This is a genomic window from Aeromonas sp. 600948, assembly GCF_049174875.1.
In the GTDB taxonomy this organism is placed as follows: domain Bacteria; phylum Pseudomonadota; class Gammaproteobacteria; order Enterobacterales; family Aeromonadaceae; genus Aeromonas; species Aeromonas veronii_A.
Map to the genome: position 1 here is coordinate 1 of NZ_JAAKTY010000006.1, position 15177 is coordinate 15177.

Consider the following 15177-nt stretch of genomic DNA (forward strand, 5'->3'; position numbering starts at 1 on the left):
CTTCCTGCTTCCTGCTTCCTGCTTCCTGCTTCCTGCTTCCTGCTTCCTGCTTCCTGCTTCCTGCTTCCTGCTTCCTGCTTCCTGTTTATCTCTTTGATGGGGAGTACACCGTTCTCCTTTGCGTCGTACAGCCTTGCTCGCAGCAGTTTGGTTTGACCGTTAGAGTCTGGCAGCCCTTGCAAGGGGCGGTGCTATTTGCGCGGATTGCGTGGATATTGAGGGGGCATACTTGCTGGATGTGAGGCAGCGCCAGGGGAGGGTATTGAGGCCAGTCAGCTGTGGGGGCTCGACGTAGGGCCGAGCGTGACTGACGTCAGTGTTTAAATCGGTAACAAATAAAATGGGAAGATGCCCAGGCATCTTCCCATTCTGGCGATATGAGGTAGCTGCTTTTGCAGGATCAGCCGTGTTGGCGGCGGTCGTTGGCCTGGGCCAGTAGCATGCGGCTTTCACGCAGGAACTGGTCGGCATGCTCGCCGAAGAAACCGGAGACTTGCGAGAAGGCATCGATGAAACCGTCTCTGTCCCCTCGTTCCAGCAGCCCCAGCGCTTCGCCGAAGTTTTGGTAGTAGCGACGGATCATCGCCAGATTCTGCGGTGACGACAAAATGATGTCGGCATAGAGGTGGGGATCCTGAGCGAACAGCCGCCCCACCATGGCGAGCTCCAGCCGGTAGATGGGGGAGCTCAAACTCAGCAGGCGATCCAGATTGGCCTGCTCCCGGGAGAGGTGCCAGCCATAGGCAAAGGTGGCGAAGTGACGCAGTGCCTGAATGAGGGTCATCGCCTCATCGTGGGCCTTGGCTTCTACCTGTTGCAAGCGGGCGCCCCAGATGGTCATCTGATCCAGCAGCCATTGGCTGGCGGCGGGGTCACGACCCTGGCAGCAGACGATCACCTGCTTGGCGAGACTCGCCACATCCGGCCCGAACATGGGGTGCAGTCCCAGTACCGGCCCTTGGTGCACCGCCAGCATATGTTCGAGCGGCGCCGCTTTCACGCTGGTGACATCGACCAGCAGGCAGTGGGCGGGCAGGTTGCCGAGGCGGTCGATGATCTGGCAGGTGATATCGATGGGCACCGCCACCATCACCAGACCGGCTCCGGCGAGGATTTCGTCAGCGCGCGGCCAGTCGGCTTGTTCCAGCGTCTCGACCCGATAGCCTGAGAGGCTGAACATATGGCCGAACAAGCGGCCAAGCTGGCCCTGACCGCCGATGATGACCACCTTGCCAAGATCCGGCTTTATGCATTTGAAGCCGGTATCTTTCTCGCTGGCATAAGATTCACGCATCACCCGGCGCAGCACGTCTTCGATGAGATCGCCGGGCACCCCCAACTGCTCAGCCTCGGCGCGGCGGCGGGCCAGCATGCTCGCTTCCCGATCCGGTGCATAGATGGGCAGGCCGTGGCGGCTCTTTACCTCACCCACTTCTCCCACCAGGGCCAGACGGGCGGCCAGCAGATCGATCAGCTGCTTGTCCACCGCATCTATCTTGTCCCTGAGTACATTCAACTCTTCAGCCATATCCAGTCCCTGCTGGCGCCGCGAGCGGCGCCCTGAAAATCAAGATGCAACAAGGTATCACGGCATGAGCGGCCAGATGCCACCTGCGGTGATACCCAGATTGTTCAATAGGTTACGACAAGATACCACGGCTTACCGTGCAGTTCTGCCCTTGAGGGGGTCAGCCAGCTGGTTGTGGCAGCGGGCGAGCAGGGTAGCGGTGGTGTCCCAGTCGATGCAGGCATCTGTGATGGAGACCCCGTAGCGCATCTGCTCCTTGGGCTGCTCGCTGGACTGGTTTCCCTCGAACAGGTTGGATTCGAGCATCACCCCGATGATGGAGCGGTTGCCCTCCTGGATCTGGTGGATGACGTTGTCGGCCACCTTGGGCTGCAAACGGTGATCCTTGCTGGAGTTGCCGTGGCTGCAATCCACCACAAGGCTCGGCAGCAGGCCCGCTTTCTCCAGCGCCTCTTCCGCCAGCGACACGTTGACCGAGTCATAGTTGGGATGTTTGCCGCCGCGCAGGATCACGTGGCCATCCGGGTTGCCCTGGGTCTGCAGCAGCGCAACCTGGCCCTGCTGGTTGATCCCCATAAAGGCGTGAGGGGAGGAGGCCGCCTGCAGCGCATTGATGGCAGTCCCCAGGTTGCCGTCGGTGCCGTTCTTGAAGCCGACCGGCATGGAGAGGCCGGACGCCATCTCCCTGTGGGTCTGGGATTCGGTGGTGCGGGCGCCGATGGCTGACCAGGAGAAGAGCTCCGCCAGGTATTGCGGGCTGATGGGGTCGAGCGCTTCGGTGGCCAGCGGCAACTCCAGCTCCGCCAGCCAGCAGAGCAGCTCGCGGGCACGGTGCAGCCCCAGCTCCACATCGAAGGTGCCATCCAGATTGGGGTCGTTGATAAAGCCTTTCCAGCCGACCGTGGTGCGCGGTTTCTCAAAGTAGACCCGCATGACAATGTAGAGAGAGTCCTGGTAGGCATCATGCAGCGCTTTGAGTCTGGTTGCGTACTCTTTGGCGGCGTCCATATCGTGGATGGAGCAGGGACCACAGATCACCAACAGCCGGTGATCGCGGCGGTGAATGATGTCGGCGATGGTATTGCGGGCCCCTTGCACGAATGCCAGCGCCTTGTCGGAGATGGGTAACTTCTCCTTGAGCTGGGCAGGCGTGATCATCACTTGTTCGGACTGGATATGGATGTTGTTCAGGGGGTCTCTTTGCATGATTTCATTCTCTCTACTGTATTAAGCCAAAAGCGATTGTACCCATATATTTACACTGGTACCTGCTTTGTTACGCAACCGCCCTCACCTTACCAAGGAAAAACAAACAATCAAGTGAAACTAGTGGGTTTACCACTAAAAAGTCAGATAAAGGAGCTGCTATATAGCGCGAACAGGAATAATACAGAGGGTTTTTCGGAGGGTTAATGGTTTTTGTGTAATTTAATGTTTACGATTTGAGGGCGTGAAGGCTGCGTTGCACAGCTGTTAACCCACAGTAAATGGTATCTCTGGGAGACTGCAACGCGATGGCAGTGATGGTGTGAGGTGGCTATCTGGTCAGCCATAGAAAGAGGGAGCCATAATGGCTCCCTTTGCGGTAGGAAGGGGGATCCCGTCTGGCTGCGGATCAGCGCTTTTGTTTTCCCTGCAGCTCTTTGTTCAGGCGAGTGAGCATCCCCTGGGTGACCAGCACTATGCCCTGCTCGGAGCGGTGGAAGCGACGTGCATCTTCATCGGCGTTTTCACCTATCACTGTGCCTTCCGGCAGTTTGCACCCCTTGTCGATCACCACCCGGCGCAGTCGGCAACCGGCACCAATCTCCACACCCGGGAAGATAACGGCCTGATCCAGAGTGCAGAAGGAGTCGACCCGCACATTGGTAAAGAGCACCGAACTCAGGATGAAAGAGCCACTGACGATGGTGCCCCCGGCAAACATGGAGTTGATGGTCATGCCGTGCTGGCCGTTTCGGTCCTGCACGAACTTGGCGGGAGGAGTCATGTTCTGACTGGTCCAGATGGGCCAGTCCTGATCGTAGATATCCAGCTCAGGCGTGACGGAAGCGAGATCCATATTGGCCTCCCAGAAGGAGTCCACGGTGCCCACATCGCGCCAGTAGGGGCGGCGATCCGGACAGCAGCCGACACAGGACATGCCAAACGGGTGAGCGAATGCGGTGCCCTCTTTCACCACGCGGGGGATCACGTCCATGCCGAAATCGTGATGGGACTGCTCGTTGGCAATGTCCTCTTCCAGCAACTGATAGAGATACTCGGCATCGAAGATATAGACGCCCATTGAGGCCAGCGCGGTGTCGGCCTTGCCCGGCATGGCGGGCGGGTTAGCAGGCTTTTCGACGAAGGCATTGATCTTGCGATCATCATCCACCGCCATTACCCCGAAGGCGCTTGCTTCACTGCGTGGCACCTCGATGCAGGCAACGGTCACCTTGGCGCCCATATTGACGTGGTCGAGCAGCATGGCGGCGTAATCCATCTTGTAGATGTGATCGCCTGCCAGCACCACCACATATTTGGGGGCGTGATCGCGGATGATATCCAGATTCTGGTAGACCGCATCGGCGGTACCCCGATACCAGTTCACCTCATCCACCCGCTGCTGGGCAGGGAGCAGATCGATAAACTCGTTCATCTGGTAGCGCAGGAAAGACCAGCCCGATTGGAGATGGCGCAACAGGCTGTGGGATTTGTACTGGGTCACGACACCGACCCGACGGATGCCGGAGTTGATGCAGTTGGAGAGCACGAAATCGATGATGCGGAATTTGCCGCCGAAATGAACGGCAGGTTTTGCACGGTTGTCGGTTAACTGTTTGAGGCGACTACCCCGCCCTCCTGCGAGTACCAAAGCCATGGTCTCGTTCAGCAACTGTCTGGATTTTGCTGTATTGGCAGGTTGTAACAACATCTCATATCCCTTTGTAGATAAATCACTACAATGTTGCCTCCTTTGAGCCCTCAAGAAAGTGCTTTCAGTCACATTTTATGGTTTCCGACGTAATAAAATGACCTTTTTGTTATTAAAAATGACGGGTTGATCCGTCATTGCTTTCAATATGGTCAGTTGTCAATTGAGGCGAGCCGAGCAACAAAAGGGGCGGTGAGAGACCGAGAGGAGGAATGGGAAAAAGCCCCTGCCAATGGTTGGCAGGAGCCCGGTTTGTTGAGGCCCGGTGAGCCGGGCCTGGTTAACAAGGTTCAGGCTGCGTTGGCCAGTGGCTCCTCGCTCTTCTTCTGGTAGGCCTGCGGGGTGAGGCCCAGCAGCTCCTGTACGGTCGAGGCGACGGTGATGGAGGAGACGGTGCCCACCAGGATCCCGGCAAACAGGGTGAAGGAGAAGCCGTAGAGGGCGTCACCGCCAAACAGCAACAGAGCGCCCACGGTAAACAGGGTGGTGCCCGAAGTGATCATGGTGCGACTGAAGGTCGCCTTGATGGCCACATCGGAGCACTCGTGGATCCCCATCTGGGTACGCGAGCTCAGCAGATCCCGCAACCTGTCCGAGATGACGATGCTGTCGTTGAGGGAGTAGCCGATCACCGCCATCAAACCGGCGATGATGTTCAGATCGAATTCGATCTGAAAGAGTGACAGCAGCCCCAGCGCTACGATGGCGTCATGGACCACCGAGAGCAGGATGCCGATGGCCTGACGCCACTCGAAGCGAAACGCCAGATAGGCCGACATCGCCAGCGAAGCCACCAACACCGCTAGCATCCCCTGCTGGAACAGCTCGGCACCCACCTGAGGACCGACGATGGTGGTGCGCAGCAACTCGACCGGCATCCCCAACTGCTGGGTCAGCATGGTGGCGAGATCCGCCGCGGGCCAGGGCAGTTCGTGGGGGGGCAGCTTGATCAGCCACTCGCCGGGAATTCCGGCCGAGCTCAGCTCAACGGCTCCCGCCAGCGGGGAAACCAGCATGGCATTGAGCTCATGGGCCTCTTTCAGGGTCTGGATATGAAACTCCAGCAGGATCCCGCCGGTAAAATCGAGCCCCAGTGTCAGGCCGTTCACCAGCAAGATGGCGACGCTGGCCACGGTCAGCAGGATGGAAGCCCACAGGCCGATATAACGCCAACGGGTCAGCCCCATGGCAACGATCATTCTCAACATAATTCTCTCCTTGGCCAGCCAGCATCAGGCTGTTGGCCCATCACGACGTGTCGCGACACGCCGGGAAATAGTGTTCTGCTTTGGCCGCTCCGGCCATATCCATGGCCGATGGCGCAACCAAAGCCGCTCATCAGAGGGATTGCTGTCCCGTTACACCTTCAGCGTGCGCTCGTTGCTGCGTCCCCACAGGGGATTGATGATGGCGCGCGTTCCCCAGATCCCAGTGATCATGCTGGAGAGCAGACCCAGAATGAGGGTGATGGAGAAGCCCTGCAGCGGCCCGGAGCCGATGGAGTAGAGCACCACGGCGCAGATGAGGGTGGTGATGTTGGCATCGAAAATGGTGTGGAAGGCCGAGCGATAGCCAAAGTCGATGGCGTTGGCCAATGAGCCCCCTTCTCGCAGACGGTCCCTGATCCGCTCGAAGATCAGCACATGGGTATCCACCGCCATGCCCACCGTCAGCACCAGACCGGCGATCCCCGGCAGGGTCAGCACGGCGCCCGGCAGCACTGCCAGCATGCCGACCTGCATCAACAGGTTGGCGACCAGCGCCGTGATGGCAACCCAGCCGAATTTGCGGTACCAGGCCATCATGAACAGCATCATGCCTGCCATGCCGAAGGCCAGCGCGGTGAAGCCTGCCTCGATATTCTGCATCCCCAGCGTCGGGCCAATGGAGCGCTCCTCCAGGATCTTGAGCGGGGCGGTGAGGGCGCCGGCACGCAGCAGCATGGCCAGCTCTTGCGCTTCCGGCAGACTGCCAATGCCGGTGATACGGAACTGGTTGCCAAGGGCGGTCTGGATGGTGGCGACGTTGATCACCTCGCTCTGGGCGCGCAGTTTGCCCAGGGCGTTGGTTTTGTACTCGGTGAAGACGGTCGCCATCGGCTTGCCCACATGCTGGCGGCTGAACTGGTTCATCTTGCTGCCACCCAGGGTGTCGAGCACGATATTGACCTGGGGTTGACCCATCTCGCCCATATTGGCGCGGGCATCGACGATGTGCTCTCCGGTGAGTACCGGCTTGCGCGCCATGCCGACGGCCTGGCCGTTGCGATCGGCGATATAGAAGTGGCTGTCGGCTTTGGCCTCGTAGAAGGCCAGCGAGGCGGTGGCCCCGATCACCTCTTTCGCCTGCTTGGGGTTGTGCACCCCGGGCAGTTCGATACGGATGCCATCTTGGCCCTGACGCACCACCGAGGCCTCGACAATGCCGAGCTCGTTGATCCGTTTTTTCAGGATCGACAGGTTTTGGGTCACGGCGTTGTTGACCAGCAGGGTACGCTCAGCCTCGCTCAGCACCAGTTTCAGATCATTGCCGGAGCGGGTCAGCTTCCACTGATCCTGACGGGTACCGGCACTCTCCTTGATGATGGCGAGCCAGCTCTCCTGTTCGGCCACCTCCGGCAGGGTGACGGCTACGGCGCCCTGTGCCGTGCGCGTGACGCTGGCGCCGCGCAGATTGGCTTCACGGAAACGGGTGCGCAGGGTATCCACCAGATTCTTGGTCTGATTGTCGATGACAAAGTCCACGTCCACCCCGATCAGCAGCTGGGAGCCGCCACGCAGGTCGAGTCCCAGCTTGATGGGATCGGCGCCGAGGCGGGTGATCCATGCCGGCGCGTTGGAGTGAAACTCCAGGGTCAGGGCGGCACTGTCGACCCCTTGCTGCTCCAGCAACTGCTTGGCTCGCTGCTGCTCGCCCTGGCTGTCAAAGACCAGCTCGACCCGCTCAGGTTGCTCGATCACCTTGACCGGTGTCAGGTGCTTGTCGCTCAGCAACATCTGTTGCTGGGTGGTCAGGCGCTGCTGTCCGTGCAGGCCAAGGGAGGGCTGCTCACCGAAAAAGGTGGGCAGGGAGTAAAAGGTAAAGGTCAACAGCATCAACAGCAGCAGTGCGTACTGCCACTTGCTCATGCGGTTGAGAACGGTGCGATTGCTCTTTCTCATGGCAAACAAGCCTCTGTCAGGAGAATGGTGTCCGGGCCGATAGCATCAAGGCTCGGCAAGGCGCAAAAAATGGGATGCATCAGATGCGGATCAGGCAGTTGCCGGATCCGTCAGGAAGAGGAGATGAGCAAACAGTGGATGTGTCAGCCCCTCCGGGGTCAGGCGTTCAGATAGCTCTGGGTGAAGCGGTATTGCAGATGTTGGCGCTGTAGATGGCGCCGATGGATCGCACCGAAGCGATCGCGAAAACTCTGTTTGTGATAGAGCTCGGGGGCCAGCATCAGCCAGCCGAGCAGTAACAGCAGGATGGCCTGGGCCGACCAGCTCTGGATCAGCTCGTAGACCACACTCTTGGGCTGGTTGTCACTGCGCAGGGATTGTTCGAGACGCAGCAGGTGATTCTGATGGCTGCCGACAAACTTGATGATGCCATCATCGCTGTCGCTAAGCTGATTGAACACCTGAGTCTGCTGCTGTTCACTCTGGGGAGATGCGGGTAGCAGCGGGCCTTCCATTCGGGCGATGGAACAAAGCAGGGTGAAGGCAATAACCAGAGTTACCAGCACCAGTTTTACTTTGTCGATAAGGCGCAAAAAGTTAATTCCCGATAAATAGAAAGGGCAAACTACCATAAGCGCCCGGTTTGAACAAGGTTGCCCCGGGAGCATGGCACCATTCGGTGCCGCTCGTCAGCTGCCGCTCATCTGCTTGAAGTCGCGGACATAACCCTTAAGCAGGGAGTAGAGATGGGCCCGCTGAGAGATATCCAGCGACTGGCTCATGGCGCTCAGCCAGTTGACGGTACGTTGGCGCGACTGCTCGGTATAGCCGGTAAAACGGCCATCCATCAGTCCATCCCCCTCGGCCAGCAGGTTGGTCAGCTCGCGGGTGAAGTCGGGACTCTGGCGCTGCTTCATCAGCCTGTCCAGCTCCTGGGTCCAGGACTCCTGAAACTCGAGCCAGGGGGGCATCAGCTCGTATTGCCATTCGGCCCACTGGGCCACCAGTGGCGCCTGTGCAGGTTTCACCTCGCCAATCCAGAACTCGAGCCGCTTGTTCATCTTGTCGCGAAACTCCGCCAGCATCTGCTCTTTGGGCTCAGTGGCAAAGTCCTTTTGCCGCTCCTGTTGCCGCTTGACCCGATCGGTCATAAAGCGGGCTACCTGCTCGTCGGTCAGGGTGCGCGCCAGCCTGACCGCGCGGGGGATAGTATTTTCCAGCGTGCGGGTCAGGCTCTGCTGCACCGCATCTAGGTTGGTCGAGATCTGCTCCGGCGTCATGGGGCTGGCCACTGCTTTGGCCAGCGCGTCGAGATCCCTGGCGTAGCGCGGTAGCTCGTGTTGGCGATGCCAGGCCATCAGCCCCTTCACTTCGCGGCTGAGCAGATCCTTCTGCGAATAGGAGAGGGCAAAGTAGTCATCCAGCTGCCAGATGATGGCGGTATCGAGCCAGTAGTAGATCACCCGGGTGGAGCAGCCGGTCAGCAGCAGGCCGATCAGCAGCAGACCCCAGGTTTTCGGCTTGTGCCAGCGCACCTTGTTTATCATCTGTTACTCCAGTCGTTGCCGGTTGATGGCGATCAGGGTGTCATAGTCGAGTGAGGGCTGTTGCTCTGCCATCAGCAGTGCCCAGAGCAGGCCGATATAGTCGACCCAGGGTAAAAATGCCTCGCTTCGAAAATCAGGCCACTGGTGGCGCGGCAGGGCCTGCAGATAGTGCGCTTCCAGCTCGTCGCGCCGCTCGGCGGGCCACTCATGGGTGCGCTGGATGCTGGCGAGCTCAAAGCCGGGGTGACCTGCCGCGCCATACTCCCAGTCGATGACCCAGGGTTTGCTTCCCAACAAGTTAGCCGGATTGAGATCATGGTGGCAAGGGCGCCAGCAATCATTTGGCTCACTGCTGGCGAGCAAGCTCCGCTCCAGGGCGGGCAGCCAGGAGGGAATGTGGGCCAGTCTGGCGCGATAGCCTGCGGCGTGAGCCCGCACCGCCATCACCACCGCAGGTAGCGGCAGGCGATGGAGCTTGCGCAGCACCTCTGCCAGCAGATGGGGCTGATCGGCTTCCGGTGGCGCCGCGTGTACCCAGTTTGGCTCATCGCACCATTCGAGCAACATCAGACCGCTGGCGGGATCGCCATAGTGGCAGGGCAGCGCCAACCCTTCGGCCATCGCCCCCTGATAAAGCTGCCACTCGGTGGAGCGGTCGATGCCAAGGCGCAGCGGATCGGGGTGCCCTTGACGCAAAAAGTAACAGCGCCCCGAGGGGAGGCGCAGTCGATAGTTGCAGTTGGTCAGGCCTAACCCGAGTGGTTCCAGCTGCCCCTCCCGCCAGGGGGCGGGCAGGCTGGCCAGTAGCGGATCACAGTTGCCTGTCACCGGGAGCCTGTTACCAGCCAAAGGTGGATTTCTTCGCCTGTTTGCGGATCTCTTTCTGATCGGCCCACAGCAGTTCGCCGTTTTGCAGATCCATCAGGTTCATGGTCATCTGGTAGTAGACATCTTTCACCTTGCCATTGTCCTTGACGATGCTGGCGAGGTTGCCATAGACCATGTAGCGGGCACCGGTCTGCTTGCCCAGACGCACCATGGAGGCAGGATCCACCATGCCGCTGCTCTGCTGGTATTCGAGCTGCTGCTTGACGGCGGCCACCTTGCTCATGTCGACGAAGCGGAACTTGCCGGCCCGCAGCAACTTGGTGCGGATGGTGTCAGTGATGGCTTCGGTATCGATGTGCTCGGAGGTCTTGTTACGGATGGAGTCCATAAACATCACCGGACGACCAGATGCGGTGATCTCGCGGGTGGCCGGGGAGGCGAGCATGGAGTCCGCCATCTTGTCGGCGATTGCCTGCAGATCGCTTGAGCCGTAATCGACGGTGACGGTTTCGGTTTCAGTGGGATCGCCATAGCTGACGGTAGTGCTGGAGCAGCCGCCCAAGAGCAATGCAGAGGTCAATATCAGCAGGGCATGATTCATTTTCATCAGTAGGATTCCTCAATCACTTCGCGTACGTAAATCCGGTAACCTTGCGCCGCCGGGCTGGGCGCCAGGGCAGAGAGGGTGCGGGTCTGATAGCCATGCAGCTTGATGGGGGTCCAGCCGCGGCCATCGCTGGCGACCTCCTGACCGGCCTCATCATACCAATAGAAGATATATTGCAGCTTGTTGTCGCCGCGCTGGGTGCTGGCGGCAGCCACATTGACCTGCAGCAGGCCATTTTGCTGGCGGCGGCTCAGCTCGGTCAGGGTGACGTTGACGTTTTGATGCTGCTCTGCCACTGGTGCACCGCCCGCCGGGCCATAGAGCGCCACGCCGGAGGTGTTGGTGGCGCAGCCGGTCAGCAGCAGCGCGAGCCCGAGGGCCAACCCGTATGCTTTCATCTTGCTCTCCTTAATCGGGGTGAGTGGGGCCGCGAGTGTGCCTGCCCGGTTAATTGTCTTGCTCATCTCTCTTCGCCGTCTGCTCAGAGCGGCATCACCCTGGTGGTCAGACCGGCGCCGAGGCGCTGTACCCAGACCAGGGTTGTGCGGCCCTTGTGGATGGTGAGCGGCAATTGCCGCTGCGCTGCCCCCGCGCCCAGGGTGAGATTGATTTCACCTGCCGGCACCATCCCCTGCCAGCTCGATGCCTGCGCTGGCAGCGTCAGCCAACTGCGGGTATCGGCCCGCTCCGAGAGGGTGTTGAAGATCCCCACCAGAATATTGCCCACATCCCCTCCCTCTTTGGCGGCGGTGCGGCGCATCTGCTCCTTGGCCACCAGTCGCAGCGCCTGGCGGGTCAGCATGCCGGGCAGCCGCTCCTGCAGATCTTTGGCGGCCAGCGCTTCCAGCCTGACCAGCTCGCTGGTCTGCTCGACCCGCTTGCCGACTTCCACCGTCAGCGGGCCGGTGTCGCTGGCCCGATTATCGTAATAGGGGATGGCGACGGTAAAGGTGCGAAAATCGCCGCGGGAGGTGGAGATGGGGAGCGGCAGGAACAGTTCGCGCCGTGCCGGGATCAAACCATCTTCAAACAGCACCACCAGCTGGCCTTGATCTTTTGCAAGCGGCGGCGCTTTGCGGCCTATCTTTTTCTCGGTCTCGCGGATCTCGTCCGGTGAGCCACGCAGCCGCGCCAGACGCAGCAAGGCATCTTGCAGGCTGCGGTTGTCCGGCGCTATCTGGTAGCCGCGCTGATAGTCGACCCAGGCATCGTTGAGATCCCCGGCCGCCTCATAGAGCACGGCGGAAAAATAGAAGGTGTAGGCGTTCTGAAAACCGTTTTTGACCTTGCCGATCAACCGGTCGAGATCCGGTGCGCCGCGCGACATCAGCTGGCGCATCTCGCCTTCTGCTTCGACCTCTTCGCTCTCTTCCTTCGCCTTGCGCACCTCATCGGCTCGCCGTTTCAGGGCCTGTTCCTGCACCTGATTGGCCCGACGCACCTCCACCAGGGCGCCATTGGCATCACCCCGTTGCAGATAGTTGAGTGCCAGATAGTGATGCAGCATGGTGCGTTCGTAATCGGGAGTACGATAGGCCATCGACTGATCGTTAGTGAGCAGACTGCCCACCTGATCCAGACCGTGGCTCAGCCGGTATTCGGCCTGATTGTCTTCCCACTGAAGGCGGCTGTCGGCGGCGGTGAACGCCTGCTTGCTGCCCGCATCCTGACCCGCCAGCCAGGCGATGCGCCCCTCTTCAAGGCGATCGAGGATAAAGGTGTCATCGCCGAGGGTGGAGTCGCGCACCTCGGGCAGCGCTTCGGCGGCATGGCCCAGCAGCAGCTGGTTGCGCAGCGGCACCATCTGATCGGAGTAGGAGACGAACATGTCTTGCCAGCGGGAGGCGCAGCCCCCCAGCAACAGCAGGGCGCCGCAGAGCAACAGGGCGCTGCGGCAGGTTGAGGCGTTGCGATTCATTACAGGCTGAGCAGCGGTCCCAACGGCTCGCCGCCGACCAGATGCATGTGGATGTGGTAGACCTCCTGCCCGCCGTGGCGGTTGCAGTTCATAATGAGGCGGTAGCCATCTTCGGCGATGCCCGCATCGCTTGCCAGCTTGCGGGCCACGGTGAACATCCGGCCAAGGGCCAGTTCATGTTCGGCTTCCACGTCATTGACGGTGGGGATCAGCACATTCGGGATGATCAGGATATGGGTCTTGGCCTTGGGCTGGATATCCCGGAATGCGGTGACCAGATCGTCTTGATAAAGGATGTCGGCAGGGATCTCTTTACGGATGATTTTGCTGAAAATGGTTTCTTGCGCCATGGCTAACTCCCTTATATGAAAAAGAAAATTGAACTTGCATCCCAAGCGGCTCCCGAAAGAAGGCGAGCAGCGCGTCAAGTGTGACACAAGCCGAGATTTGACACAGCTGATGTCCCATTCCCTTCAGTTATTGTTAAGAATACCGATAGCCAGAGGGACGTCATCTGCAGCGCCTGTTCAGGGGTCTGCAGGGTATCAAAAGGACGGGGTACTCAGGCAAGGGACTTTTGCATATACAGCGGGACAATAATGAAACAAACAATGTCGGATCTCTCCATCTTGCAGCGAGTCTACCTTGGCTTCGCGATCCTGGTGGCCGTGATGGTGGCCAGTTCACTACTCACATTTCGTAGTCAGAATACTCTGGGGGGAGCGCTGGAACAGGTGACCCGGCAGTCTATGCCGCTGGTGATTGCCAGCAGCCAGACCCAGATCACCCTGCTCAGTGCCAACAAGTGGCTGGGGGATGTGCTCACCGAGCAGGACCCCAAACAGCTGCCTGCCGAAGTGGCCGAACTGAAACAGGCCACGGCCGCGGTGGGCAAGAGCCTCGATGCCTTGCGCCAGCAGGTCGCCCACCACCCCGAACTGCAAGGGGAGATGGGCACTCTGAGCCAGCAGGTCGACAGCTACCTGCAACTGACCGATACCCTGCCGGGCGAACACGAGGCGCTGCTCACCCGATTGCACAAGGTCAATCTGGCCAAGGGGCAGTTTCAGGTCAGCTTGCCCCAGTTCAAGAAGAGTCTGGGGGACATGATGATCACCATCGACGACAGCTTCATCAAGATGCTCTCCGAGACCCTGACCACCAAGCTTTCCGCTATCGAACTCTCCACCATGGATGCCCTCAACCAGAGCATTCCGGCCCCCATTGAAGCTGCGCTCAAGCGCAACAGGATGCAGATCGAGGGGTTCAACAGCACCATCAAGGATCTGCAGGGTGAGCTCAAGGATTTCGACAACAACATGGGTCACTACGTCCACGGTTTCGTGCGCGATACGACCGGTAATGAAGGTGTCCTGGCCCAGTATCTGGCGCTGATGCAACAGCAGGAGCAGATGCGGGAGAAGAGCAAGCAGGCGAGTGCGCTCATCGTGGCAATTCAGGATCGGCTTGAGCGGGTCACCTCTCAGAGCCAGCAACTGATGAACCAGAGCATTCAGCATGCCAAAGCCGCACAGAGCCAGAGCACCCTGACTCAGGGAGCCAGCATAGCGGTCGCCATCCTGATTGCCATGCTGGTGGCTTATACCCTAGGCAAGGCCATTCGCCGTCCGCTCAGGGAGTTGCTGCGGGTGCTGACCGAAGTAACCCAGGGCGATATGACCCAGCGCATCGGTTTTCAGAGCAAGAATGAATTTGGTCAGCTGGGCAGCCAGATCAACCTGCTGATTGCCCAGATGGGGGAGGTGCTGGCGCAGCTTTCACAAGCGTCGGCCCAGCTTAACGATGCCGCCCACGGCAACCGCCATACCACCGAATCGGTACGGGCGGATCTGGAGAAACAGCGCCAGGAGACCGCCTCGGTCGCCGCCGCCATGACCCAGATGGAGGCCTCGGTGCGCGAGGTGGCGCAGGCTGCCAACCAGACTCTGGAGCGGGTGCAGGATGTGGAGAAGGCCTCCGAGATGGGACGCAAGGTGATGGCGGGCAATATCACCACCACCCATCAGCTGGCGGGCAAGCTGCAACAGACCGGCAAGGTGATTGGTGATGTGAGCGCCATGAGCAGCCAGATAGGCAACATCCTCGATGTCATTCGCGGCATTGCCGAGCAGACCAACCTGTTGGCTCTCAACGCGGCCATTGAGGCGGCGCGGGCCGGCGATCAGGGGCGCGGATTTGCGGTGGTGGCGGATGAGGTGCGCAGTCTGGCGGGCCGCACCGCCCAGTCCACAAGCGAGATCCAGACCATGATCGAGAACCTGCAGCAGGGGGTCGCCAAGGCGGTAACCGTGATGCAGGAGTGCTCCCGCGAGATGGACAGTTGCGTCGAACAGAGCTCCCACGCCAACAACGCCATGGAGGAGGTGCAGGGGATTGTGGTGCTGATCAGCGACATGTCGAGCCAGATCGCCTCTGCCGCTGAGCAGCAGCAGGCCACCAGCGCCGACATTGCCACCAACCTCAACCGCATCTCCGATATCTCGGATCTCAACTATCAGGGGATTGAGCGGGTAGCCGAGACCAGCCAGCAGCTGGACTCCCTTGCCGAGCAGCAGGAGAGCCTGGTCAAGCGCTTCCGCCTCAGCGCCTGATGGTCGAGAGTTGAAATAACAAGGCCCCGCAGATGCGGGGCCTTGTTATTGCGGTAGTC

General features: G+C 60.0%; 13 protein-coding genes. 1 reads left to right on the plus strand and 12 read right to left on the minus strand.

Annotated elements, in window-relative coordinates; genetic code table 11:
• Positions 1-400: 400 nt before the first annotated feature.
• From tyrA to hinT, 12 genes are all read right to left on the minus strand, one after another.
• Positions 401-1528: a bifunctional chorismate mutase/prephenate dehydrogenase gene (gene tyrA, locus G5182_RS06840; RefSeq protein ID WP_005334049.1), complete on the minus strand. Its 1128-nt coding sequence runs from the start codon at positions 1526-1528 to the stop codon at positions 401-403.
• A gap of 132 nt (positions 1529-1660) precedes the next feature.
• Positions 1661-2734 (minus strand): 3-deoxy-7-phosphoheptulonate synthase, encoded by a 1074-nt coding sequence (locus G5182_RS06845; protein ID WP_021231016.1) that lies wholly within the window; start codon positions 2732-2734, stop codon positions 1661-1663.
• A gap of 409 nt (positions 2735-3143) precedes the next feature.
• Positions 3144-4445 (minus strand): glucose-1-phosphate adenylyltransferase, encoded by a 1302-nt coding sequence (glgC, locus tag G5182_RS06850; protein ID WP_005334047.1) that lies wholly within the window; start codon positions 4443-4445, stop codon positions 3144-3146.
• 290 nt (positions 4446-4735) lie between these two features.
• Positions 4736-5653: a protein translocase subunit SecF gene (secF, locus tag G5182_RS06855; RefSeq protein WP_005334046.1), complete on the minus strand. Its 918-nt coding sequence runs from the start codon at positions 5651-5653 to the stop codon at positions 4736-4738.
• A 150-nt stretch (positions 5654-5803) separates the two neighbouring features.
• Positions 5804-7606 (minus strand): protein translocase subunit SecD, encoded by a 1803-nt coding sequence (secD, locus tag G5182_RS06860; protein WP_227340815.1) that lies wholly within the window; start codon positions 7604-7606, stop codon positions 5804-5806.
• A gap of 158 nt (positions 7607-7764) precedes the next feature.
• Positions 7765-8199 (minus strand): hypothetical protein, encoded by a 435-nt coding sequence (locus G5182_RS06865; protein WP_227340814.1) that lies wholly within the window; start codon positions 8197-8199, stop codon positions 7765-7767.
• A gap of 96 nt (positions 8200-8295) precedes the next feature.
• Positions 8296-9153, minus strand: coding sequence for a DUF6279 family lipoprotein (locus tag G5182_RS06870; RefSeq protein ID WP_227340813.1), 858 nt, complete (start codon positions 9151-9153; stop codon positions 8296-8298).
• A 3-nt stretch (positions 9154-9156) separates the two neighbouring features.
• On the minus strand, positions 9157-9981 hold the full coding sequence (locus G5182_RS06875; protein WP_227340812.1) for a phosphotransferase: 825 nt from the start codon (positions 9979-9981) through the stop codon (positions 9157-9159).
• A 10-nt stretch (positions 9982-9991) separates the two neighbouring features.
• The gene (gene lpoB / locus G5182_RS06880; protein WP_227340811.1) at positions 9992-10588 is read right to left on the minus strand and encodes a penicillin-binding protein activator LpoB; all 597 of its coding nucleotides are present in this window, start codon (positions 10586-10588) and stop codon (positions 9992-9994) included.
• Positions 10588-10986, minus strand: a complete 399-nt coding sequence (locus G5182_RS06885; RefSeq protein ID WP_064339841.1) for a YcfL family protein — start codon at positions 10984-10986, stop codon at positions 10588-10590. Before G5182_RS06885 ends, lpoB begins: the two co-directional genes overlap by 1 nt.
• Before the next feature lie 83 nt (positions 10987-11069).
• On the minus strand, positions 11070-12506 hold the full coding sequence (locus G5182_RS06890) for a COG3014 family protein (protein ID WP_227340810.1): 1437 nt from the start codon (positions 12504-12506) through the stop codon (positions 11070-11072).
• Positions 12506-12856, minus strand: coding sequence for a purine nucleoside phosphoramidase (hinT, locus tag G5182_RS06895; RefSeq protein WP_167558071.1), 351 nt, complete (start codon positions 12854-12856; stop codon positions 12506-12508). The genes G5182_RS06890 and hinT overlap by 1 nt, the downstream gene beginning before the upstream one ends.
• 249 nt (positions 12857-13105) lie before the next feature.
• Here hinT and G5182_RS06900 point away from each other — a divergent pair, with 249 nt between their 5' ends.
• Complete coding sequence (locus G5182_RS06900) at positions 13106-15118, plus strand: methyl-accepting chemotaxis protein (protein WP_227340809.1); 2013 nt, start codon at positions 13106-13108, stop codon at positions 15116-15118.
• The last annotated feature ends 59 nt before the right edge of the window (positions 15119-15177 follow it).

Bases quoted from the DNA above. Each gene is read 5' to 3' on its own strand.
- tyrA (WP_005334049.1), bottom strand. From the start codon at position 1,528: ATGGCTGAAGAGTTGAATGTACTCAGGGACAAGATAGATGCGGTGGAC.
- G5182_RS06845 (WP_021231016.1), bottom strand. From the start codon at position 2,734: ATGCAAAGAGACCCCCTGAACAACATCCATATCCAGTCCGAACAAGTG.
- glgC (WP_005334047.1), bottom strand. From the start codon at position 4,445: ATGTTGTTACAACCTGCCAATACAGCAAAATCCAGACAGTTGCTGAAC.
- secF (WP_005334046.1), bottom strand. From the start codon at position 5,653: ATGTTGAGAATGATCGTTGCCATGGGGCTGACCCGTTGGCGTTATATC.
- secD (WP_227340815.1), bottom strand. From the start codon at position 7,606: ATGAGAAAGAGCAATCGCACCGTTCTCAACCGCATGAGCAAGTGGCAG.
- G5182_RS06870 (WP_227340813.1), bottom strand. From the start codon at position 9,153: ATGATAAACAAGGTGCGCTGGCACAAGCCGAAAACCTGGGGTCTGCTG.
- lpoB (WP_227340811.1), bottom strand. From the start codon at position 10,588: ATGAAAATGAATCATGCCCTGCTGATATTGACCTCTGCATTGCTCTTG.
- G5182_RS06885 (WP_064339841.1), bottom strand. From the start codon at position 10,986: ATGAAAGCATACGGGTTGGCCCTCGGGCTCGCGCTGCTGCTGACCGGC.
- G5182_RS06890 (WP_227340810.1), bottom strand. From the start codon at position 12,506: ATGAATCGCAACGCCTCAACCTGCCGCAGCGCCCTGTTGCTCTGCGGC.
- hinT (WP_167558071.1), bottom strand. From the start codon at position 12,856: ATGGCGCAAGAAACCATTTTCAGCAAAATCATCCGTAAAGAGATCCCT.
- G5182_RS06900 (WP_227340809.1), top strand. From the start codon at position 13,106: ATGAAACAAACAATGTCGGATCTCTCCATCTTGCAGCGAGTCTACCTT.